Consider the following 23,475-nt stretch of genomic DNA (forward strand, 5'->3'; position numbering starts at 1 on the left):
GAACCCTCGGGACGAGTTCTGAAAGGTGTGGTGGCGGAGCTGGAATTGGCGCGGTCTGGGTATAGCGAGCCTATGGGCCGACCGGGCTGAGACACGCGCCACGAACCTCGCCATTTCAAGACGCGCCAAAGCACGCCGCACCCTCCGGTGAGTAAGGCGACTTTTTCTTGCGCGCCGCATTTTGGGTCACGAAGGACGCAACAAGCGCCGCCAGCCCGACGACAGACTGGACCGATCCGGCGTATTCGGCGGCGACGAGATGCGCCGAGAGAGCCAGCAACACATAATAGAGCATGCCGAGATAGGCGAGGTCACTCAGGAAGACACTAATCCGCGCGAGGATCATCGCGGGACCCACAAGCTTCACGGCCGTCAGGATTGTCGGGAGATATGCCGGGTAGACCAATGCCCCGTCAACCTGGCTGAAGGTGTCGCCTTGAACCATAGAGAAGATCGTCGCAACAGGGTAAATTACGCACAACATCGCTGTGCTAACCCAGTAGATGTATTTACGAACCATTATGGGTTCCCTCTTTATGCAAAAGTTAGTTTGTGAGGCCGGCAATCTTTAGCCCACCGAGTTTTCTTGTTTTGACGCCAGGACGCCGCCGGCCGCTTTGGGCGAAGCGAAAGAGGCAATTGGCATCCACAGCTATCTGGATGTGCCGGCCAGTTCGTTGCCCAGCTGGTCTGCCGCTGAGCGTACTCCGGCCCTCGCCGCGTCGAGCCCCCGGAAATTGGCGGTGATGTCGAGCGCGTTGGCGCTCCTGCTCGCAACATGGGCGTAGAGCAGGGAGCCGGTTTCAGCGTCCTCGATCTCGACAGCATAGGAAACCCAGCCTGAGAACGTGCCGCGGCCGCCAATTGCCTGAGCGCCGGCATTGACAACGAGCCCGCCCGGGAAAACATGCGAGACGGTGGATAGCACCGGTGTGCTTGCTTCCGCACCGGTCAGGGTCAGCCTGGCGCGTAACGTACCTGGCCCCGCCTGCGCTACGGGCTGAAAGCGTCGGCCAAGAACCTTGGAGAATTCCTGATGCATGTAGCTGGCGAGTGCCTGCTTATCTGTGGCGGACATCTTGCCAAACTGTGCGTCGGGCCCTGCGTAGATCATCGTGGGAGGAATAATGACGCGACTGTAGGCGGCGAAATTCGCATCCGGCCGACGGTACGCGTAGGGCCTCATCTTGTCCGAGGTCGGGCGTAGATATGCCGACGAAGACAGCGCTTGAGACGGTGGCGGCGTGGTTGCACAGGCGGTGACGGAGAGCGCCATCGCCGAGGTCGCCAGACCGCGCGCCCACATTGACAGTGTACCGGAAGGTCCGCTCCGGGCAGTCTTGGACAGACCGGAAGTCGGGGGGCGACTAATTGGGCGATGATCCAAAGTTGATCTCCTGTGCATGGTGCGTTGTTACGGTGTTTCTGCACCGGCAGGCTGGTCCACACCTTTTTGACCGAAGATGCCGAGGCGGTGAACCGCCTCAGCCTATCCGACGTCATGGCTGACGGTCCGGATTTGAACGGGAACGGCGTGCGCTTTCCTGCAACTGGCCACCCTGAAAGGTTCGCCTTAACGCTCTATGACGCCCCTGCGAAACTCAACTCCGCCACCAGGCCGCCGCATGACGGCACCACCGGCGCACCGTTCCGGTCCGCAAACTCCCCGCGCGGCCGCACCGCCGCCATTGGGACCGCGCACGACGCCGGAACCACCACAGGCCGGGCCTACACACCCTCCCCGCGCGGCCGCACCGCCGCCGTAAGGACCACGCACAGCGGCAGCGCGGCCACCTGGGGCATAATAGCTGTTCCACTGCCCGTGCCATGGTTGGCTGGCATAGTGGTTGTTCCAATAGGCTTGGTTAAACGCAACAACAGTCAAGCCGATCGCCGGAATGAGTGCCGGTGATATTGCGACCGTTTGACCCTGATAGTAGATGCTGACATAGTTCGAGGAGACCCAGCCGCGCGCACCACCCCACGACACATCGCACCAGGAGGCTGCGTCGAGGCACCCATAAACGGTAAGAGCTGCACTTGGCGGCATCGCGGTAACCACGGGATACCATGTTCCAGGCCCCGCCCTCAGATTGACGCTTGTGACCGTGGCTCCTCTTGCTGCCGCCAACGCCGGGCCTGACATTGCGGCCATCAGAATCGCTGCAAATGCACTCAGGATGATGCGGCGCATAAGCCAAATACGCGTTTTGTTCATTACTTTTTCCTTTTGAGGTGGTCGGGACTTTCCGAGCCTAGGCGTTGGGAAACTCGACCGATAAGGTCATTTCGCTCAGGTATTTAAAGGTTGATGCCGCTCCAACGACCTTCCTCCGGGCCTTCAGCCTCGGAAGCGTCGGAGTCGTCAAAGCGGTAGCTGCTGACACATTTCGTTGTCGAAGCCACCTCGTCGGACATGCACAACTCATATCCGTCCTCGTCAGCCTGGAGCGTTACGCAGAAAGCATCCCGCTTTCCGTCTTCGGTCGAGAGACAAAACTCCTCCGAGGGCTCCTGCACCCATGGGGTTGTCTCCCATGGAACTTTGGAAGCTTGCTCGTGAGCCATTCCAGCAACAGGGCCAGACATGCTCAGAAGTAACCCCAGGGCAAATTTTGAAAACATCAGCAGTCCTCCGAAATCGATGAAGTGCTACTGATACGGTGCCCGATGCCCGATGCGACATGGATGGTTGGATTTTTTTGCACGCAACGCCGTCAATGGGGGGAGCTAAAGGCCTGGGATTCTGCGACGAACAGCAATGTACCGCTCGACAAAACAGGGGAAGATGGGCTGGCTCCGAAACAGTATCGATTGCCGACCAATTTTGCCTTTGGAGCTACCGAAACTCATTGAGAATCAAGACGTCAAATTATGCTGATAGCGATGAAATTACCTTGTTTGCCAAGGTATTTTACCTCTATCGGACCCGGCGTCGACGGCCGCTTTGCAATTGCGTTCATTGAGCGCCCCGCCCCCATGCATTAGGCTTGGAGAGTGACGTGGGATACGCTCAGGAGATGGCACCGCCGCTTCGGGCTAGCGCGTGCCACTTCTTCATGGTCCAGTCGCGTTGTTTCACCTGATAGAGTTCACAGCGAGCCAGATAGCGGGGAACGTGGAATGCCTCGAACCAGGATTCCTCGACACGTTCGCGGAGCGCACTTCCGAAGGAAAAGACCGGATATCGGCTTGGTCTCGCGCTCGACCACTACCCGTTACGGCACGCGCATTATCCCCTTTGCCTTTTGATCGGCAACCACCCTGCGCCTGCCTTCGGGGGAAACTACACCCACCGCATCAACCAATGGACGCCCAATTGCATCCATGAATTCCGTCCACGCAGTCTGCGTTGCGTTAAGTGCCGTGACGGTTGCGGCTGGATCAAATGGATCCGCCGAGACCTGCTTCAACATTTCTTGCCGAGCCTGGATAAGTTTCTCGACTGTTTGCGCGTATCGCGGTTTTTCCTTGAGGAGAGTCTCTCGGAAAATTTTGGCGTCTGAAGGAGGGAGGTTTGCTTCCGCAACAGCCAGTATGCGGGCCAGAGGATCATCACCACTCGGAACAGGTGGTTGTGAACGCAGCATCTGCCCTCCCCAAAAAGCGACAAGGAACAAATTCAACGCGAGCGATACGCCGAGGATAATTCGCATCCATTTTTGTCTGCCTGCCTGTTCGTGAACCATGTTCCTGCTCATTCCATGAAAATAGGGATTGACGCGACCTGAAGGGTTGAGACCAGATCGTTGGAGGCGGGTACACCCGGAAAATGCATTCCAATGAAAAGACCTGCAACCACCGCGATTCCACCGCTAGAGGCAAACCCGACCCAATTCAGATCCGGCCACAGTCCGCGAACATACGCAAAAAAACGTCCGGGCAGAAGGTAAAGTCCAGGTCGCTTAACCGCTATGCGCGCAGCGACGTTCGTTCTCAAGCGCAACAAGGCAGCGTTGCGCTCGTCAGCTGGCCACAAGGAGGTTTCCCGATGCCAGGGCGCAGCACTGATCGCATCATCAAGTTTGCATTCCTCTGCAAGAACAGCTCGAGCCTCTTTCGAGACTTCCAGCAGAGCCAGAGCATCGCCCCGTACCTCGATGGGCCACAGATCAAAATTCGCACCGTAACTTCGCGCGAGTGACGTAAAACGTTCGATCGACAACATGTCTATTCTCCCTATTTATCATGCTCTGCCAGCAACCATTCACGCAAAGTGGTTCTCGCGCGTGCAAGCAGACGCTCTATCGCCTTGGCTGACAATCCAAGAATGCGCCCCGCCTCCGCGCCGGAAACCCCTTTTTCGTAGACGAGCATCATCGCGGCCTGCTGACGAGGAGGCAGCGCACGGAGAGCCGCAGCAACGGCAGCATCGCGCTCGGCTTTTGCCAATATCTCATCCGCCAATGCACCAGGATCGACAGCGTCGAAGTTATCAGGAAGTGATACCGCTTCTCTGCGACGGCGCCGGTCGATAGAGAGATTGACGACGATCTGGTAGAGCCATGTTCTCAAGCGGGCGCGTTCTGGATCAAAACGACTGGCCTGATGCCATAGCTTGACCATCGCATCCTGGGCGACGTCCTCAGCATCACGAATATTTAGGGTCAAACGGCTTGCCACACTCAGGGCAAACGAACCGTGACGCATGACAATTTCGTCGAAAGCTCTCCGGTCTCCCTGCGCAGACCAGTACAGAAGCTCCCCATCAGAAGTCTCATTATAGGCCCGGGGTTTGACCATGCCCCTCCCCAGACTCCGCTTGATCAAGAATACGAGCGCGACCCATCTAAACTCCATCTCCTGCCATGGCGCCAATTCTCGTGCCCGCATGTGCACTGCTCGCTTTTCTCGGCTCTTGCAGCTTATACGCCGGAACCCGTGTGTTTCCCCCGCAGAGCGGTTGAAATATTTTCGGCCCGGCCCGGTCGGGTCCTGGGCCTCTTAACCTCAATAGATCGCTATCGGCGTTGTCCATGTCGATGAACATTTCTGCTCCGTCGCTGCTTAGACCCATATCTGTCTCTCGATTAACGTGCCAGATCGGGTTGGCTGTAGAGATACTGAGTTTCTGAAGATGGTTATAAACTTAGCTCGATGATGCCTCCCGCCAGCATTTCTTCGATCCGTCACCAATTATTTTATTTATTAAATTAATTATTGACCGACGAGGCGTTCTTTGATTTTTTACCGGCTGTCATTGACGGGAGGAAATCCGATATGAGATCAAAACTACAATTTCTGCCGACGTCTCGTCGTCGCTTTCTTCAGGGCACAGGCGCAGCCATTGCTTCCGCCGCGCTCTCTGCACCTGCCATTGCGCAGAGCAAACAACTAACCATCATTTCAAACCGTGGCAACGCGGATCAGCGCAAGGCGTTGGAGAGCATTGCCAAGGCGTTTGGTGATTCCAATGGTGTCACCGTGACCGTCAACAATATGGATCACGAGGCGCACAAGACGGCCATTCGCAACTATCTCGTGGCGAGCCCGCCGGATGTCTGCTTCTGGTTTTCGGGCAGCCGCATGCGCAGCTTCGTGGACAAGGGTCTGTTCGAGGACATCTCCGATCTGGTTCAGCGCGAAAAATATGCCGATGTTCTCGGCGCGACGCTCGGCTCCGTCACCGTTGATGGCAAGCAATATGGCCTGCCGACCGGCGGCATTCTCTGGGGTTTGTTCTATCGTCAGGATACGTTCGACCAGTTCGGCCTGAGCGTTCCAAAGACATTCGATGACTTCTTCACGCTGGCCGAACAGTCCAGGAAGGCTGGCATCATTCCCATGAGCATGGGCACGAAGGACCAGTGGCCTTGCGGCGGATGGTTCGACCATATGAACCTGCGCATCAATGGTCTTCAGCACCACATGGACCTGATGGCAGGCAAGGTGAAATACACCGACCCATCCCTGAAAGACGTGTTCGACAAGTGGGAACAGCTGATCAAGGCCGATTTCTTCACGCCAAACGGCACTTCATTTGCCTGGGATCCGGCAGCTGCTTCTCTGGTCCAGAAGAAGGCGGCGATGATGGATCTCGGCAACTTCATCAAATATGCCTTCCCGCCGGAAGACCTTCAGCATGTGCGCTTCGCGCCCTTCCCGACCATCAAGGCGGGCGTCGAGCAGTTCGAGGATTTCTCGGTGGATTCGATCCATCTGCCTTCCGGTTCCAAGAACAGGGAACTGGCCCGCGAATTCCTCGCCTTCTTCTACAAGCCGGAAAATCTGAGCGCCTATTTGTCCCCGGAAGGCAACGTGCCTGCTCGCAGCGACTGCGCAATCGGCGACGACCCGATCCTGAAAATGGCGGTCGAGGAGATGAAGAAGGTCAAGGGCACGGCGCAATATTACGACCGTGACAGCGACCCGGACCTTGCACTTGCAGGCCTCAAGGGCTTCCAGGAATTCATGGTCAAGCCGGATCGCCGTGAGCAAATCCTCACGCAGATCGAGCGCACGCGCCAACGCATCCACGGCTAAGCTCTGCCTGAACACCAAATGGGAGGCGTTGTTGCCTCCCCTCCTCACCGACAGGATGGTCTCATGTCTATCTGGTGGCGCCGCCATCGCAACTGGCTGACGCCTGCGCTTCTTCTCGCGCCGGGTCTTATCCTTTTTCTGGTCGTCATCATCGCATCATCGATCGAGACGTTCTGGATTTCCTTTCACGAATGGGATGGCATGGGCGCCAAAACATGGGTGGGCCTGGCGAACTATGCCGAACTGATCGATGATCCGCAGTTTTATATCTCCCTGAAAAACAATGCGATCTGGCTGGTGATGTTCCTGCTGGCGCCACCCCTGGGGCTCGCGATTGCGCTTCTGGTCAACCAGAAGATCGCCGGAATGCGCATCGTCAAATCGCTCTTCTTCATGCCACTGGTGCTGGCGGCGGTTACGGTGGGCGTCATCTTCGGCTGGTTCTACGACCCGACCTTCGGCTTGCTGGCCATCATCTATCAGGCCTTTGGGGCCACGGCACCGGCGCTGCTTTCGGACGAAAACCTCGTGACCTTCGCCGTCGTCATCGCAGCACTTTGGCCCCAGGTGGCCTTCTGCATGGTGCTGTTCCTGGCTGGCCTCAACAATCTCGACGAGGAGATGATCGGGGCTGGGCGGGTCGATGGCGCGCGGGGCTGGCCCATGTTGCGACACATCGTATTGCCGCAGCTGACGCAGGTGGCTTTCATCGCCGTCGCCATTACCGTGGTCGGCGCGCTACGCTCCTTCGATGCGATTTCGGTCATGACTGCCGGTGGTCCATTCGGCTCCTCCACCGTGCTTGCCTACCAGATGTACGAACAGTCGATCTTCTCCTACCGCTTTGGCTATGGCGCGGCGATTGCGACCGTTCTGTTCCTCATCATGTCCATCTTCATCGCCTGGTATCTGCGCGGCCTCGTCAAGGCCGAGAAGGGAGCGTGATCTGATGTATCCACGTCCTATCCCCGAAAACAAAACCGTGGCCCGCATTGCCTATATGACGATGGTATGCGTCATTCTTGCGCTGTGGCTTCTACCACTCTTTGCCGTCATCATGACGTCCTTCCGGTCATTCGACGATGTGATGGCAGGCAATTACTGGGGTTGGCCAACCAAGTTCAGCCTGACAGACAATTATGTGGCCGTGTTCCAGCAGACCAAGATGCTGCGCTACTTCGCCAACAGCATGATTATCACCATTCCCTCGGTGATCATGGTCCTGATCTTCTCGACGCTGACCGGATACGTGCTGTCACGCTACCGTTTCCGCGGCTCGATGGTGCTGTTCACGCTGTTCGTCGGCGGCAACTTTCTACCGCAACAGGTGATGATGATCCCGATCCGGGATCTGATGGTGTGGGCCGGGCTTTACGACACCTATTGGGCCCTGATGATATTCCACATCGCCTTCCAGACCGGCTTTGCGACACTCTTCATGCGCAACTTCATCGCGGCCCTTCCCGATGAGCTGTTTCAGGCGGCCCGTGCAGAAGGTGCGTCGCCCTGGCAAACGCTGGTCCACATCGTCGTGCCCTTGGTGCGGCCTGCACTGGCGGCGCTCGCCATCCTGACCTTCACCTTCATCGGGAACGATTATTTCTGGGCGCTGGTGCTGACGCAAAGCGACGCGATCAAGCCCGTGACCGCTGGCCTCTCCAACCTCAAGGGCGAATGGGTCTCTGCCTGGAACATCGTGTCGGCGGCAACGATCTTCGTCGCCGTGCCCCCTGTCGTGATGTTCTTCCTGATGCAGAAGCACTTCGTTTCCGGCCTGACCATGGGAGCCGTCAAAGGATGACCGCTTCCGCCAGCCGCACAACCCAACTCTCACCGATCAGCAAGGATACGACTGACATGAGCAGCGTCGAAATCCTCAACGTCCAGAAGCATTACACCAGCTTCCACGCCTTGAAGAACATCAATCTGACGATCGAAAAGGGCGAGTTCATCGTCATGGTAGGCCCGTCGGGCTGTGGCAAATCTACCCTGCTGAAGACCATTGCCGGTCTGGAGACGATCTCCTCCGGTAAACTGATAATCAATGGCCGGGATGTGACGAAGGAAGAACCGGGCGACCGTGGCATCGCCATGGTGTTCCAGTCCTATGCCCTCTACCCGCACATGACCGTTGCCGAAAACATGGGCTTTGGGCTGCGCATGGCAAAGCGCCCGAAAGCAGAGATCGATGCTGCGGTCAAACGCGCCGCCGCAATCCTGCGGATTGATGAGCAACTGGACAAGCTGCCAAAGCAATTGTCCGGCGGCCAGCGCCAGCGTGTGGCCATCGGCCGGGCGATTACCCGTTCGCCGGAGGTTTTCCTATTCGATGAACCGTTGTCGAACCTCGACGCTGCCCTTCGCACCCAGATGCGCGTCGAGCTTTCGACGCTGCATGCCGAGCTCGGCTCAACGATGATCTACGTGACTCACGATCAGGTTGAAGCCATGACCATGGCAAGCCGCATCGTCGTTCTCAACAAGGGCGAGATCGAGCAGGTCGGCTCACCGCTGGAGCTCTACGCCAACCCGAAAAACCATTTCGTCGCGGGCTTCCTCGGCGCGCCGCGAGTGAACTTCTTCGAAGGCAAGGTCATCAGAACAGAACAAGGCACTGCTGCCGTTTCCTTTGCTGGACTTGAAGAACTCCGCGTTCCGCTGACTGCCGACGCCTCGGTGAAGACGGGCGACACGGTAACGCTGGGTGTCCGGCCAGAGCGTTTGCAAACACAGGATGCCGACCCTTCGCTGATGACGTTCGACGCGAAGGTACGCCTTGTCGAGCATCTGGGTCGGGAAACTATTGTCCATGCGGATGCCTCACCACTGATGGCTGTCGGCTCCGACACCGGCACGCACAATGTCACGATCCAGCTTGGAAAGGTTGTGCCCTTCGATGTCGGCTCATCCATCCGCGTCGGCTTCGCCCTTGATGACTGCTACCTGTTTGGCCCCGATGGCAAAACGCTCACACCTCCCAAGCCTGTGACCCAAAAGTAAACTGGAGTTTCCGCAATGAAACGGACGAAACCTGCGCCGCTATCGGCCTGGCGCACCCTTAACCTTGACGATTTTTTGCTTGGTGTGCCGCACTATCCTGAACATGTGGACGAAAGCTACTGGCAGCGCGATGCTGACCGGATGAAGGAAGCGGGCTTCAATGCCGTGCGCGTGGGCGAATTTGCCTGGCACATCTGGGAGCCCTTTGAAGGAAAATTCGATTTCGATCTGTTCGACCGCGCCATCGAAGGCCTTGGTAAAACCGGCATCAACACCATTCTCTGCACGCCTACGGCAACGCCACCGCGCTGGTTGAGTATGAATTATCCCGAAATCCTCCGTGTCGACCGCAAGGGCCGTCGTGCAAGTCACGGCTCGCGCCAGCATGGCGACACCACGAGCCCCGTGCTGCGCCATCACAGCCGCCGCATCACCAAGGCGATGGCGGAGCATTATAAGGACAACCCATATGTCATCGGCTGGCAAACGGACAATGAACTGAACACCACCGTATCCGAGTCCTTCTCAGATTCCGCAACGCTCGCCTTCCGCAACTTCCTGCGCCACAAATACGACAGCATAGACGCGCTGAATTTTGCATGGGGTGGCCATTTCTGGGCGACCTCCTATGACAATTTCGATCAAGTCGTGCTGCCCTACCCGATGGCACCGTCCTATCTGAGCCCCGGCCATGTGCAGGATTATCACCGTTTCCTGGCCACGGCGACTGCCGCGTTCCAGCGCGATCAGGTGGAAATCCTGCGGGCGACGAACCCGGATTGGTTCATCTTCCACAATCTCGGCAATCTGACCGATATCGATTTTCGCGGTGACTTCGGAAAAGACCTCGACTTCATCGGCTTCGACATCTATCCGATGCTCTATGACGAGTTCCGACGCAACGGCGGACATGGTGCCACTCAGGCACTGAAGCTCGATCTCTGCCGCAGCTATACCGGCAACTTCATCGTGCCGGAACAGGCCTCGGGCCTGGGCAGCCAGCCGGCCTTTACCACCATGACGCCGGAACCGGGCGAAATGCGGCGCATGGCACTGTCATCCGTTTCGCGTGGGGCCGATGGCCTGATGTTCTTCCGCTGGCGTCCTGCGCATTTCGGTGCGGAAATCTACTGGATGGGCCTGATCGATCATGATGATGTCGGCCGCCGCCGTTTCGACGAAGCAAAGCAGTTTGCGCGCGATATAGCGAAGATCAAGGACAAGCTGCTCGGAACCTCGGTCCATATGGATATTGGCATCGCCGGTGCGGATTTCGACAATCAGGAAGCCCACAAGACCTATCCGATCGGCCTGCCCTCTCCGCAGGACGATGCGACCCTGCTGCATCGCCATTGCTATGAGCGCGGGATTTCATGCGGCTTCATTCATCCTGAAGACGATCTTTCCCGGCTCAAGGCGCTCTACATCCCCCATTGGGTCATGTGGAATCAGGAGTGGACGGCCAATGTAGAAGCCTTCGTTGAGGCCGGCGGCACGCTGATCGTCGGCGCCATGACTGGTACGCGCGACATCAACAACCATATCATCCGGGAACTGGCCCCTGGCGGGGCGCTTGCAAAACTCTGCGGTGTTCGCGTCGAAGAATTCGGTCGTATCACGGCGAGGGATGGTGATGGTCTCTTCCAGAAGAAGGGCGTGGAGGATGGCCATTACGTGCCCCCACATATCCTCCCCTCCTCCTCGGCCTTCCGCAAATACACGATCGACATCGGTGGACGCACCATCGAGGCCGAGCATCTCTATGAGTTGCTGACGCTCGATGATGACGTGGAGACCATCGCCACTTGGTCTAACCGCTTTGCCAAGGGTCGGGCAGCAGCGACGCGGCGCAAGGTCGGCAAGGGACAGGTGATCTATCTCGCAACCTATCTCACCGATGATCTGGTGGATGTATTGGATGACGTCGTCCTCGCAAAAGCTGGTATCGAACCGCTTATCGCGGATTTGCCGGAAGGCGTGGAAGTGGTGATGCGCACGGCAGAGGATCGCAAGCTGCTGTTTGTTCTCAACACGTTGGAAACCGACCGGAAGCTGACAAACCTCGCATCCGGTAAGGACTTGCTGACAGGAAGTGATGTTTCCGGTGAATATACACTCGAAGGCTATGGTTGCCTTGTCATCGAAATTGGCTAACTCAAGCCCGTAATGTTCTCCCAGAGGGGTGTAAATCCCCCGAAACGAGCGGCGAAGGTGTCACAAGCACCTTCGCCGCTTTGTTATGCGGGAAAGGCAGGCGTCGTCATCTCGAAATTGAACAGGCCTTGCGTCGCCAGAGCCGCCGCACCGCTGCTCCAGAAATTATCTCTCTCATCCGGCACGAGTGCAGGCGGTGGCGTGAAGCAGTTGAGCTCAAGCGCCTTTCGCATCGGGTTGAACAGCAGATCGCCGAAACTCACCGCTTCACCGCCGACAATGATGATTTCCGGATCGACGACAGCGACCATGCGCGCGAGATGAAGGCCAATGCCTTCGCCAGCCTCCTGCAGAATGTCCCTGGCAATTGAATCGCCTTGCAACGCGGCTTCCTTCATCGCGTAACGGTTCACGGCCAGGTCCTTGTCCAGACCCATTGCCTTACGCCAGCGTTCGACGATCGCGGGCTCGGAGTAAAAGGCCTGAAGACAGCCATGGCGCCCGCATTCGCACAGGGGTCCGTCAATCATATGCATCGAATGCCCGATCTTGCCCGCATCCCCGTGCGCGCCACGCTGCACCTTACCGTCCACCACCGTCGCGCAACCAATCCCGACCCCGATGGCCACCGCCGTAAAGACCCGGTGCTGCCGCCCAAGACCGAAAAGATGCTGCGCCAGCGCGAAGGCCAACGTGTCATCCTCCATCCAGACGGGTACATTCACACGCTCCTGTAACATGCTGGCAAACGGCACATTTTCCCAGAAAAAGCGATGGCTTTTGATGCAGATTCCCCTCTCCGCATCGATTGTGCCCGGCATGGAAAAGCCTACTCCGGTCAGCAGCCCGGCCCCTTCCGGCGCCAGCCGCTGCAATCGTGTCACCGCTTTTTCCGCCGCATCCAGAACCGATTGCGGGGAAGGATCCTTGAACTCGATAGTAAGGGACGAGAGCGTTGCAGTGGATAGATCGGTAAGTACGCATTCCAGACTGCCAACATTCATTTTGATGCCGATGGCGAGATGGCCGGCATAGTTGATCTCGAGCGGAATGGGCCTACGCCCTCCACCGCCTGGTATCGTCTTGCCTTCGATGAGATAACCTTCCGAGATCAGATCACTGACGACGAAGGTCACCGCCGCCGGGCTCAAACCTGTCGCGGCCGCAATATCCGCCCGGCTAAGCTGCTCTTCACGCCTGATGAGATTGAGGATTAGACGACGGTTCATCGCCCGAGTGGTTTGTTGATCGATTTTCACGTCGCTGTATGCCTTGGCTTTTCCGTAAGCAGACAGGCTTGAGGTCAACCTGTCTACCACCTTGTTCGCTCAGGATAGCGATCAATGGGCTCTGCGGAAAGCTAGGCAAGTCGATTGGTGCACTTGGTTGATTATAAAACTGGCTCAGCTCTCCTGCATCGAGCAGATCCTGCGACCTTGGCTATTTGCGCAATGGGTTCGGCGATGCAGGTTGGGGTCGACAATAAGGGCAGAGATCACATGGCCTGTGTCCGTTGGCCGACCTTGTTCTCGGGCCGGTGATTTCTAACGGATGTCGTTTGCCTTCACGTTTGGGGACTTTCGCCAAGCAGCGTCAGCGCTCGCTTGAAAGAATCTGCATCGGCACCCAATTCGTTCAGGAGCGTAGCCTGAAAGTCGGCCGCTATGCGCCCAAGGCGTTGCATCAGTTGTTTTCCCGATGGCGTGAGTTCAAGTGCAACGAGCCTCTGGTCCTGGACCGAAACGGTTTTCATCAGATAACCCGACCGCGCCAAGCTATCAGCGGCGCGGCTAACAACAGACTTTTCCAGATTCACCTTCCCGACAATATCGCGGACACTGACGGGTCCTGATCCATTCAGGTGCGCCAGAACGCGCCACTCAGGTACCGACAAGCCGGCTTCGGCTTTATAGAGCGCGGCGAAACGTCGGCTCACTTGCGCAGCCGCAACATTAAGACGGTAGGGTAGGAAATCGTTCAGCTGAAAGGTCATTGGCGTCCCCGTGATGTGCGAAGCATACATAATCGTTGCGAAGACAACAATCTTGCTCGATCTGGTATTTTTGCATTGACATCGTTGCTGGCGCAACGTTTATTCGTTGCATGAGCAACGAGTTTTAGGGGTGTGCCCGTGGATATGCGCGATTTGAGTGAGACTACAATCCGGTCCGGCTCCAAAACAGGCACTGCCGAGGGCTATATGCCGGGGTTCGGTAACGACTTCGAGACGGAGGCGCTGCCCGGCGCATTGCCTCAGGGCCAGAATTCGCCACAGAAATGCAATTACGGGCTTTACGCCGAGCAACTGTCGGGCACCGCATTCACCGCTCCCCGCGGGCAGAACGAACGCACTTGGTGCTACCGCATACGACCTTCGGTCCATCACACCGGCCGCTTCAAGCCCATCGACGTACCGTATTGGAAAACAGCGCCAAACATCCTGCCGCATGATCCGAACCGGCAGAACATTATGAGTTTGGGCCAATATCGCTGGGATCCAATTCCGTTACCAACGGCAGATCAGGATCTGAACTGGGTCACAGGCATGCGGACCATAACGACCGCTGGGGACGTAAACATTCAGGTAGGCATGGCCAGTCATGTTTATCTCGTAACTCGCTCGATGAAAGAGGAGTATTTTTACTCTGCCGACAGCGAAATGCTGATTGTTCCGCAAGAAGGACGGCTTCGTTTCTGCACGGAGCTTGGTGTGATCGAGTTAGAGCCGAAGGAAATCGCGATCATTCCGCGAGGTCTCGTTTATCGTGTTGAAGTTGTTGATGGCCCATGCCGAGGGTTTGTCTGCGAGAACTACGGCCAGAAATTTGACCTACCGAACCGGGGGCCGATCGGGGCGAACTGCCTGGCCAATCCGCGCGATTTCAAATGCCCGGTCGCCGCTTTTGAAGACCGGGAAGTGCAAAGTCGCGTTGTCGTGAAATGGTGCGGCCAATTCCATGAAACCTGGATCGGACACTCCCCTCTGGATGTTGTGGCATGGCATGGTAACTACTGCGCATACAAGTATGATCTGCGCACCTATTCACCCGTAGGAGCGATCTTGTTCGATCATCCTGACCCGTCCATTTTTACCGTTCTAACCGCGCCGTCTGGGCAAGAAGGAACAGCCAACATCGATTTCGTACTTTTCCGCGAACGATGGATGGTAGCCGAGCATAGCTTCCGGCCCCCATGGTACCACAAGAACATAATGTCTGAGCTGATGGGAAATATTTATGGCGTCTACGATGCCAAACCCGACGGCTTTGCTCCTGGCGGCATCAGTCTGCATAACTGCATGCTTCCGCATGGACCGGACAAGAACGCTTTCGAAGGTGCCTCAAACATGGAACTCAAGCCGGAAAAGCTCGAAAATACCATGTCCTTCATGTTCGAGACCCGTTTCCCTCAACATCTGACCGAGTTCGCCGCCAAGGAGGCTCCGATGCAGGAGGAGTACATTGAGGTGTGGAACAAGCTCGAGAAAAAATTTGATGGTACGCCTGGGCTGAAATGATCTCTCAGATCGGCGGGGCCTTGCTGCCAGACAGACATATCCAGTGACTTCGATGGGACACAGAGCATGACAAAGCTGCTGAGAAGCAGGATCGCATCGGCCAATGAAGCGGATTGCGAGTTTCCGATACAAAACCTCCCCTACGGTGTGTTTTCCGTCGGCGCGCAAAAGCCACGATGCGGTGTGGCTATCGGGAATGCAATTCTGGACCTGGCGGCATGCGAAGAACGGGGATTGTTGAATGCCAACGGGACGTTCATCAAGCCATACCTCAACGACTTTATCGAGCTGGGTCGAGCAAAATGGCGGGAAGTTCGCTCAAGACTGACTGACTTGCTTCGAGAAGAAGCAACGGAGGAGCTTCCCCTGATATCGATGAACGACGCAACTTTGCATCTGCCCATCAGAGTCACTGAATTCACCGATTTCTATGCCTCAAAAAACCATGCGTTCAATGTCGGCGTCCTATTCCGTGGACCGGAAAATGCCCTGCCTCCCCAATGGACGCATATGCCAATCGGCTACAATGGGCGTGCCTCATCAGTTGTCGTGTCCGGCACGCCAATTCGACGTCCTATGGGACAGGTCAAGGGGGAGGACGGCCCCGAATGGGTCGCATGTCGCCGCCTCGATCTTGAGCTGGAGCTCGGCGCCATCGTCGGAGCCACTTCCGCCCTGGGTGACCGTGTCAGCGTTGATCAGGCCGATGACATGATCTTCGGCTACGTTCTGCTGAATGACTGGTCTGCACGAGATATTCAAGCCTGGGAGTATCAACCGCTCGGGCCCTTCCAATCCAAAGCACTTGGTACGACTATCGGAGCGTGGATCGTGACACAGGCAGCGCTCGAGCCATTTCGAAGCATGGGGGCTGAACGCACCAATGCGCTGCTTCCTTACCTTCAGGAAGAGCGACCTGGATTGTATGATCTCACGATTGGCTGGATGATGAATGGTCAGCGAATGGGACAGACCAACTACAATCAAATGTATTATTCAAGCGCTCAACAGCTTGCACATCACACTGCTTCAGGCTGCCCCATGCGTATCGGTGATCTCCTGGGCTCTGGTACGATCTCAGGTCCGGCACAGGATCAAACGGGGGCGCTCCTTGAGATGACAAGGGGCGGAAATGAGCCGGTCATTGTAAACGGTGAGGCTCGGACCTTCATCCTGGATGGCGATGTGATCGATCTGTACGCGTATGGACAAGCCGATGGCTATCGGATTGGCTTTGGCCCCTGCGCGGGCCGCATCCTGCCGGCGCAACCATGACAACCGTCCTATATGACTATTGGCGCTCTTCAGCTTCCTATCGAGTTCGAATAGCGCTCGCACTCAAAGGAATCTCCTATACCCGTGTTTCCGTGGACCTCGTGAAAGGTGAACAGAACAGCGGAAGCTTCAAAGAGCTCAATCCCCAGGGTCTGGTTCCTGTCTTGAGCATCGACGGCGTCGTACTCAGTCAATCACTGGCGATAATCGAGTATCTTGACGAGATGCACCCTAACCCGCCGTTGCTGCCCGATTGTCCTCGCGGACGAGCCCATGTTCGTGCTCTTGCCCTTGCGATCGCTTGCGAGACGCATCCAACCTCCAACCTGAAGGTGCTCCAACGCGTCGAAAATATCGCTGGCGCTGAAGCTCGAGCGACCTGGAACCGCGAAAATATTTCCGCCGGTCTCGAAGCATTCGAGGAACTTCTCAATCACCCGAACTTTCTCGGCCGCTTCTGCTACGGCTCTACTCCAGGAGTCGCGGACTGCGTTCTGATACCACAGCTATATAACGCCACCCGGTGGGGCGTAGGTTACACGCATCTTTCCCGGATCACTGCCGTCTCCAAGGCGACGACGGATCTGGCGGCATTCCAGGAGGCATCTCCGGAAGTCAATCGATAACGGATCGGCTAATTTCAAATACGTTAGCCAGGTTGATTTCAAGTCAACCGGCAGTGACCCGAAAGCAGAAAAACACACATGAGCAAAGTCTGTGCGGCACCAGAGTATCCTAAACAAGTGCAAAGACGATTTGCCTGTGCTAGCGTGGGGTTTCGTATGTCCAGCTGCGGTCTGGCGGATTTTTGTACTTTGTAATCTAAAACCGGAGAGCAGCAGGAGAACGAAAGGATTGTGATGTCTGCATCAGGAGCGATTGCGGCATCGAGCTGCGCAGCAAGCTTCTCGTCAAAACATAGCACGGTGAAACCGTTCCCCAGTCTTTCGGACAGATATCCGTCATCGAGACGGACGTCCTGGAACGCGGATCCGGCCACCGGTCCCGCAGTGAAGTCCCCGTCATCTGAGATGATTACCTTGCTTCCATTGTAGGTGTAGGCAGTCATCTGGCGGGGATTGGCCAAGGCGCCCGCAAACGAATGGGTGAGAGCGAGTGAAAGCGCGGCATCACGCATGAGGCGCCAACCATAGGTGCCGGGAGTCATGAATCGAGCGGTCTTGGAAGCGTTGGCAAAGACGTCAAGCGTCGCGCCACGGCGTTCTGGCGAGTAGGTGTCAAGCAGTGCTGCGCCGGCTTTTTGATTGATAACCCAGCCGAGTTTCCAGCCAATATTGGCAGCGTCTGCAAGGCCGTTGTTCAGGCCGCGAACGCCAAAAATCGGCACAATGTGAGCGCTGTCGCCGACAAAAAATACCCGTCCGTCGCGGTAGTCATCGAGCGCAAGCGTGTTGGCCGAATAGATGCTCCACCACTCGAGCTCCCATGGTCCGGAATGGCCGATTTCATCAAGGACGGCCTGAACGCCTGCCCGGATGGCTTCTTCTTTGATCGCCTCTTCTGTCTCCTCATGTCCCTCAAGCTGATAGTCAATCCGCCAGATATTCTCTGGTTGCCGGTGGATAAGCACCGTTCCCCCGGGTCGGCAGCGTGGATCGAAAAGCGCTCTTCTTATTGTGGGAAAGTCGTGGTCCATCTGAACATCGGCGATGACATAGCGTCCCTCAAAGTTCTGGCCTCGGAGCCGGAGCCCTCGCTTTGCGCGGATACTACTTCGCGCCCCGTCGCAAGCAAGCACCCATTCCGCATCGACTGAATATATGCCATCTGGATCCTTGATCGTGAGACGAAGGCCATCCTCGGCATTCTCGATCTCATCCACAGAACTTTGCCAGCGGGTTTCGATCAGTGGGTTAGCCTTGATAGCCTCCCATAGGAATTGTTCGATATACTGTTGCTGGATATTGTACATCGGCCGGAACTTTTCATTTTCGCTGTCCGGCATCTTGAATTCGAGGATTTGTGTTCCTCGATAGAATGATCGCCCAGTCGTCCAGGGGAGTGCCTTTTCGACGAACGGTGCGGCGATACCGAGCCTGCCGAGAATGTAATAGCTCGGGCGGGCAACGCAAATCGCACGGCTGCCGTCATTGAACGTGGATTTGTTGTCGAAGACGACAGAGGAGACGCCCTGGCTTGCCAAGGTGAGCGCAGCGGTCATACCAACCGGTCCGGCGCCGACGATCGCCACTTTGATAACACGCTTTGCGTCACGGGCTTCTTTCCCCGGTGCATCGAAATATGGATAGTGAAAATAGAGAGACTCGGTCTCGCTGCGTCCTGCGGGTCTCACAATTACCTCCTCCTTGGCGCCGCTCGAATTATCAGATGATAGGCTGATGATGCGCGCCAGGTCTGTCCCCTGGAGTAGGTGACGAAACCCGTGGAGGTTCCCCTTTCAGCGCTCCCGATGTCTTGAGCGAACCCAAGGCCCAAGACTGGTACGTCTGGGGAATGAAGCGAAAACGACGGCTTCAGTCGCTATAGGCGCTCTGCTGGTTGCAGAGGGAGAAGAGTGCAGCTTTCGAATTGATCCCCAATTTTTCGTAAGCGCGTTGCCGATAGGTCTTTACTGAATTGACGGAAATATTGAGCTTCCAGGCAATTGCATCCGACGCCAGTCCCATAAGCATCGCCTCGCAAATGTCCTTCTCACGCTTGGATAGCGAATTCAGAGGACTGCGGAGCCGGGCAGCATTTCCGCCAGTATAGTGCATCAGCGCAAGCTGGGAGATGACGCGCCAGAAGGGTATTCGGAGTGTGTCCTCGCTTCGGTTGAACGGGCCGCTCTCCTTAAATCGATAGAAGTTGAGCGCCAGGGATTCCTGTTCAGTTCTCACGATAACAACAATTTTGTCTACGATTTGGCTCGTTGCAAAAAAGCTATGAAAGTATTCCTCTGGCATCTCCGCCCGCAGGTCAGAGAGGCTAAGAAGCAGCATTTCGCGCGGTTGTAGTCTGCCCAGATATTTTATGACCGGATCTTCCCGATAGGACGATCGTAGATATTTTTGCGCGAGATTGGCCGCTGTATCGCTCTGGCGGCGGTTGAACGACAGGTAGCATTCAGGTCTGTCTCCCCGGTATGAAAATATCATGCACTGGTCTGCCTTGACGACACTCTCGATCAGGTCAAGAAAACCCGCATTGAACTCCTCGGTACCCAGCGATTGCAAGCAGTCCGACAGCAGTTGCAGAAAACGGGGGGCGTCTCTGCCCGAGAAACATTCTTCCAGTGACATGTTTCGATCCTCGCACGGCCTCCGTGGGTTATCAATGGGAGGGCCAATCCGGTTGCCACAGCCGCGGTTAACCCGCGCGGCGTACAGGCGCTCGGCGCCATTGTCGTCCGAAACGGGTGACAGTAGGCCACTCAGAAAAGTGCTAACACGATTTCCAGTGCGGTGGTTTGCAAGGCGTCACTTTGCCACCCAATGCCGGAAACGATCTGAGCGCTGAGAGGTCCCCATGGAATACAAGGCTGGTTTGTCAATTAACGAAGTAAAGGGACTCGCAGAAGGACTTGCGATTACCAAGCTTTCGTCAAACGAAAATCCTTTCGGCCCTTCGCCCAAAGCTGTGTCCGCAGCACAAGCGGCCATGGCATCGGCGAACCACTACCCTGAACGCACGGATGGCAAGCTATGCGAAGCCCTTGCAGCCTTTCATGGCCGGGGTCTCGGGAAGAACCGGTTTTTCTCGGCCAACAGCGGTGTCGAAGTCCTTTCGTTTGTCGAAGATGCCCTCATTCGTGCCGGAGAACGCGCGATCATTTGTCCGCCGTGCTTCGGCGCCTATTCGCAATCACTTTCCAACAAGCAGTGTGCGATCGACAAGGTACCGCTCATCACACCTGATTTCAGTCCGGATGTCGATGGGATCATTGCAGCGGTCACGCAAGAGACCCGGTTGGTCTATCTGTGCAATCCGAACAATCCTACCGGAACATGGTTTGGCGAAGATGTGCTGACGGCAGTTCTCGATCGGCTGCCATCCCATGTCACCTTGATCTACGACGAGGTCTACTATCAGTTCGCGACAGAAGCGGGGCTTCCCGATGCCATCCGGCATGTTCTGGAGGATCGGAATATCGTGATCGTCCACAGCTTCTCAAAGGCCTATGGCCTGGCGGGCATGCGCCTTGGCTATGGCATAGCGCCGGCGCGGATTGCGGAAAAGGTACAGAAGTTGAAGCGCAGTTTTCATCTTGGTACTGCCGGCACGGAGGCGGCCAAGGCCGCGCTGAACGATGTCGACCATCTGCAGCGTACCGTCGACAACAACCATGCGGAACGCGGGCGTCTTCTCGAAAAACTTGCAAAAATGGGACTGGAGATAACTCCGAGCCAGGCGAACTTTGTGATGGTCCGCTGTCCGCAAGGCTATGACGCTGAAGAACTGACGGCAGCCCTGGTCAAACATGGCGTCATGGTGCGTCCCGCCTTCTACCTGCCGCATCACATCCGCATCACAATCGGAACACCGGACGACAATACACGCCTGTTGGCCGCAATCACCGCGATCCTGGAGAGCTGAGAGATGATGAAAACCATGACGGGCGGTGAAGCAGCTGTTCTCTCGCTGCACAATCTCGGAGTGAAAACTGTCTTTGGTTTGCCCGGAGTGCAGAACGACTGGCTCTATAATGCGTTTTATGACCACCGAGAGAAGTTCCGCATTATCCATACACGGCACGAGCAGGGAGCGGCGTATATGGGGCTCGGCCACGCGCTGGCCAGCGACAGTCCGACAGTCTTCAACGTCGTGCCGGGCCCAGGCCTCCTCAATGCGACAGCGGCGATGTCGACTGCTTACGCGCTGAATGCGAAATTGATGTGCCTGACTGGACAAATCAACTCGCACTCCATCGGCAAGGACTGGGGCGAGCTGCACGAGATCAACGATCAGCTCATGATCCTGCGTTCGCTGACCAAATGGGCAGATCGGGCGAACAGCCCATCGGAGGTTCCCGCCCTGATCGGCGAGGCGTTCCGGCAGATGCTGTCGGGAAGGCCGAGGCCCGTTGGCCTTGAAATTCCGATGGATGTGCTGGCGGGCAAGGGCCCTGCAAACCCGCAATTCGATGTGCTGCCGTCCTATGATCCCCCACTCGATGAAGATGCTGTCGAAGAGGCGGCCAAGCTGCTTGGAGGCTCTGCATCCCCGTTGATCTTCGTTGGGGGTGCCGCGCAAGGGGCGAGTGACCTGGTCCGTCAACTGGCTGAGGCTTTGCAGGCGCCTGTCGTCGGTTATCGTACGGGCATGGGTGTGGTGGATGCACGCAGCTATCTCTCGCTACACCAGCCGGCTGCCAGGGAGCTCTGGAAAAAAGCGGACGTGGTCTTGGCGATCGGCAGCAACATGCGTGTCCCCGCGCGCAAATGGCTCAAGACACACAAGCCTGACATTATCCGTATCGACGTCGACCCGACGAGTCATCGGAAGTTCTTCACACCAAAATGCGAGATCACAGCGCGCGCGGAAGTGGCATTGCCGCATCTTCTGGAGAAGCTCGAACGCCACAACACGGTGCGCGCCTCGCGCGAGGCTGAATTGCTGGAGGTTAAGGGCGCCTGGGTGAAGCGTTCCGCGGTCCTGGAACCGCAGCTCAGCTATCTGAAAATCGTCCGCGAGGAGATTGGCGAGGATGGCATTTTCGTCGACGAATTGACCCAGGTCGGCTTCGCCAGCCGGATCGTTTATCCAGTCTATAAACCCCGTAGCTATATTTCGACCGGCTATCAGGGAACACTTGGCTACGGCTTCCCGACCGCGCTCGGTGTCAAGGTGGCAAAACCAGACGTTCCCGTCGTTTCGGTCACTGGTGACGGAGGGTTCATGTTTGCCGTGCAGGAACTGGCCACCGCCGTCCAGCACAAGATTCCGCTAATCATTCTGCTTTTCAACAACAACCGTTTTGGCAATGTTCAGCAGATGCAGATTAACGACTACGGTGGACGGGTCATAGCCACTGATCTCCACAACCCGGATTTCTGCCGAATGTCTGAAAGCTTTGGCGCGCAAGCGATCCGAACTGAATCGCCAGAAGGGGTTCGACTTGCACTGCGCCGCGCCATTGCAACGACGGACGTGCCGACCGTCATAGAAGTCACTGTCGGCGACATGCCCAGTGTCGATCAGTTCCGTTGAGGTGGGTTTCGTGAGCGAAACATGTGTTATTCCAGCCGACGATCCGATCGGCGCGCGTTTCCGCAAGGCTGTCTCTTCCCGCAAGATCATATTCATGGCTGGTCTGCCGAGCTCTGGTAAGAGCCTGTTGTTCCAGCAGCTTACGATCCTTGCCCATGAAGCCGGACGCAAGGTTCACTCGATGCAGTGGGATGCCGCTCGTCGTGCATTTGAAACGGGCGCCTGGCTCGACAAGTATCCCGAAAAAGACCACATCACCCACCCCGGAGTCCGCAAGGCCGTCGGCATCTGGGTCCGACGGGGAATCGAGCGATGGGTGAAGGATCATCCGGAGCAGCGCGACATTTTGATAGGGGAATTGCCAGTCGTCGGAGGCCGATTTGTCGAGTTGCTGCAAAAAAACGATGACCAGGCGGAACAGATACTGACCTCGCAAACCGCACTTTTTTTCGTACCAGTTCCCACGCGCGAAATGCGTAATGTGATCACGAGCCAGCGCGCGATAACCTTTGCCAATCCGCGCAACGAACAGGAGACGAAGGATGCGCCCATCCATATTGTCGAGGGTGAATGGCTTGCCGCGCGACAGTTGCATAACCGGTGGCAGGGCGTGCCGGATCTGATCGAGCGCGACCGGGAATACGATCCTGAGATCTACAGAACGGTCTTCGACCGGCTCCTACGCTTCCGCAACTGCGAAATCCTCAGTGTCGACCGAAAGTTCCAAAGCAAGGGCTCAGCTTATGATCGCCCGGTCGAAGTCACAGAGTTGATCGCAGGTGCAGATGAGGTGAAGGCTTCCTATGACATGCTGGAAAGATTGTATCCCGGTCTGGCCAAGGAACAGGCAATCGATTCATGGGCGGAGTATTGAA

The 23,475-nt window shown here is 56.7% G+C and carries 22 protein-coding genes; 11 read left to right on the forward strand and 11 right to left on the reverse strand.

Annotated features, from left to right (window positions below):
• Positions 1–115: 115 nt before the first annotated feature.
• The 7 genes from CES86_RS23030 to CES86_RS23065 all read right to left on the reverse strand — a co-directional run bounded on the left by CES86_RS23030 (position 116) and on the right by CES86_RS23065 (position 4,743).
• The gene (locus CES86_RS23030; protein WP_052820749.1) at positions 116–520 is read right to left on the reverse strand and encodes a hypothetical protein; all 405 of its coding nucleotides are present in this window, start codon (positions 518–520) and stop codon (positions 116–118) included.
• Positions 521–652: 132 nt separating this feature from the next.
• Positions 653–1,387: a DUF3313 domain-containing protein gene (locus tag CES86_RS23035; RefSeq protein WP_235820008.1), complete on the reverse strand. Its 735-nt coding sequence runs from the start codon at positions 1,385–1,387 to the stop codon at positions 653–655.
• A 186-nt stretch (positions 1,388–1,573) separates the two neighbouring features.
• On the reverse strand, positions 1,574–2,218 hold the full coding sequence (locus CES86_RS23040) for an SH3 domain-containing protein (protein ID WP_003501900.1): 645 nt from the start codon (positions 2,216–2,218) through the stop codon (positions 1,574–1,576).
• Positions 2,219–2,301: 83 nt separating this feature from the next.
• A complete protein-coding gene (locus CES86_RS23045; protein WP_052820747.1) occupies positions 2,302–2,625 on the reverse strand; it encodes a hypothetical protein in 324 nt (107 codons plus the stop codon).
• A 593-nt stretch (positions 2,626–3,218) separates the two neighbouring features.
• The gene (locus CES86_RS23055; protein WP_094515517.1) at positions 3,219–3,689 is read right to left on the reverse strand and encodes a periplasmic heavy metal sensor; all 471 of its coding nucleotides are present in this window, start codon (positions 3,687–3,689) and stop codon (positions 3,219–3,221) included.
• A gap of 8 nt (positions 3,690–3,697) precedes the next feature.
• A complete protein-coding gene (locus CES86_RS23060) occupies positions 3,698–4,168 on the reverse strand; it encodes a hypothetical protein (RefSeq protein ID WP_052820746.1) in 471 nt (156 codons plus the stop codon).
• 11 nt (positions 4,169–4,179) lie between these two features.
• Positions 4,180–4,743 (reverse strand): sigma-70 family RNA polymerase sigma factor, encoded by a 564-nt coding sequence (locus CES86_RS23065; RefSeq protein WP_234823805.1) that lies wholly within the window; start codon positions 4,741–4,743, stop codon positions 4,180–4,182.
• Between the two features lie 477 nt (positions 4,744–5,220).
• Between CES86_RS23065 and CES86_RS23070 the strand changes: the two genes are divergently transcribed.
• The 5 genes from CES86_RS23070 (at position 5,221) to CES86_RS23090 (ending at position 11,637) form a co-directional block, all read left to right on the forward strand.
• The gene (locus CES86_RS23070) at positions 5,221–6,483 is read left to right on the forward strand and encodes an ABC transporter substrate-binding protein (protein WP_052820745.1); all 1,263 of its coding nucleotides are present in this window, start codon (positions 5,221–5,223) and stop codon (positions 6,481–6,483) included.
• Between the two features lie 63 nt (positions 6,484–6,546).
• Positions 6,547–7,428, forward strand: a complete 882-nt coding sequence (locus tag CES86_RS23075) for a carbohydrate ABC transporter permease (RefSeq protein ID WP_052820744.1) — start codon at positions 6,547–6,549, stop codon at positions 7,426–7,428.
• Between the two features lie 4 nt (positions 7,429–7,432).
• Positions 7,433–8,284, forward strand: coding sequence for a carbohydrate ABC transporter permease (locus tag CES86_RS23080; protein ID WP_052820743.1), 852 nt, complete (start codon positions 7,433–7,435; stop codon positions 8,282–8,284).
• A 56-nt stretch (positions 8,285–8,340) separates the two neighbouring features.
• Positions 8,341–9,483, forward strand: coding sequence for an ABC transporter ATP-binding protein (locus CES86_RS23085; RefSeq protein WP_052820782.1), 1,143 nt, complete (start codon positions 8,341–8,343; stop codon positions 9,481–9,483).
• 15 nt (positions 9,484–9,498) lie between these two features.
• Entirely contained in the window at positions 9,499–11,637 is a 2,139-nt protein-coding gene (locus CES86_RS23090; RefSeq protein WP_052820742.1) for a beta-galactosidase, read from the forward strand.
• Positions 11,638–11,720: 83 nt separating this feature from the next.
• On the opposite strand, the gene CES86_RS23095 is transcribed toward CES86_RS23090, so the two are convergent.
• Positions 11,721–12,866 (reverse strand): ROK family transcriptional regulator, encoded by a 1,146-nt coding sequence (locus CES86_RS23095; RefSeq protein ID WP_052820741.1) that lies wholly within the window; start codon positions 12,864–12,866, stop codon positions 11,721–11,723.
• Positions 12,867–13,201: 335 nt separating this feature from the next.
• Positions 13,202–13,630: a MarR family winged helix-turn-helix transcriptional regulator gene (locus CES86_RS23100; protein WP_052820781.1), complete on the reverse strand. Its 429-nt coding sequence runs from the start codon at positions 13,628–13,630 to the stop codon at positions 13,202–13,204.
• A 144-nt stretch (positions 13,631–13,774) separates the two neighbouring features.
• Between CES86_RS23100 and hmgA the strand changes: the two genes are divergently transcribed.
• The 3 genes from hmgA (at position 13,775) to maiA (ending at position 17,055) form a co-directional block, all read left to right on the forward strand.
• Entirely contained in the window at positions 13,775–15,154 is a 1,380-nt protein-coding gene (gene hmgA, locus CES86_RS23105) for a homogentisate 1,2-dioxygenase (RefSeq protein WP_052820740.1), read from the forward strand.
• A 66-nt stretch (positions 15,155–15,220) separates the two neighbouring features.
• Positions 15,221–16,429: a fumarylacetoacetase gene (fahA, locus tag CES86_RS23110; RefSeq protein ID WP_052820739.1), complete on the forward strand. Its 1,209-nt coding sequence runs from the start codon at positions 15,221–15,223 to the stop codon at positions 16,427–16,429.
• Positions 16,426–17,055 (forward strand): maleylacetoacetate isomerase, encoded by a 630-nt coding sequence (gene maiA / locus CES86_RS23115; RefSeq protein ID WP_080823930.1) that lies wholly within the window; start codon positions 16,426–16,428, stop codon positions 17,053–17,055. The genes fahA and maiA overlap by 4 nt, the downstream gene beginning before the upstream one ends.
• A 38-nt stretch (positions 17,056–17,093) precedes the next feature.
• Here the strand turns inward: maiA and CES86_RS23120 are convergent, their stop codons facing one another.
• On the reverse strand, positions 17,094–18,743 hold the full coding sequence (locus tag CES86_RS23120) for an FAD-dependent monooxygenase (protein WP_094515518.1): 1,650 nt from the start codon (positions 18,741–18,743) through the stop codon (positions 17,094–17,096).
• A gap of 181 nt (positions 18,744–18,924) precedes the next feature.
• Complete coding sequence (locus CES86_RS23125) at positions 18,925–19,692, reverse strand: helix-turn-helix transcriptional regulator (RefSeq protein WP_052820712.1); 768 nt, start codon at positions 19,690–19,692, stop codon at positions 18,925–18,927.
• A gap of 226 nt (positions 19,693–19,918) precedes the next feature.
• Here CES86_RS23125 and CES86_RS23130 point away from each other — a divergent pair, with 226 nt between their 5' ends.
• Genes CES86_RS23130 through CES86_RS23140 form a run of 3 tightly spaced genes read left to right on the forward strand, consistent with a single transcriptional unit; the run spans position 19,919 to position 23,474 of the window.
• Positions 19,919–20,986: a pyridoxal phosphate-dependent aminotransferase gene (locus tag CES86_RS23130; protein WP_052820711.1), complete on the forward strand. Its 1,068-nt coding sequence runs from the start codon at positions 19,919–19,921 to the stop codon at positions 20,984–20,986.
• A gap of 3 nt (positions 20,987–20,989) precedes the next feature.
• The gene (locus CES86_RS23135; protein ID WP_235820009.1) at positions 20,990–22,600 is read left to right on the forward strand and encodes a thiamine pyrophosphate-dependent enzyme; all 1,611 of its coding nucleotides are present in this window, start codon (positions 20,990–20,992) and stop codon (positions 22,598–22,600) included.
• Positions 22,601–22,610: 10 nt separating this feature from the next.
• Positions 22,611–23,474: a hypothetical protein gene (locus CES86_RS23140; RefSeq protein ID WP_137039921.1), complete on the forward strand. Its 864-nt coding sequence runs from the start codon at positions 22,611–22,613 to the stop codon at positions 23,472–23,474.
• Position 23,475: the final 1 nt, after the last annotated feature.

It is taken from the genome of Brucella lupini (assembly GCF_002252535.1).
GTDB classification, from domain to species: Bacteria; Pseudomonadota; Alphaproteobacteria; order Rhizobiales; family Rhizobiaceae; genus Brucella; species Brucella anthropi.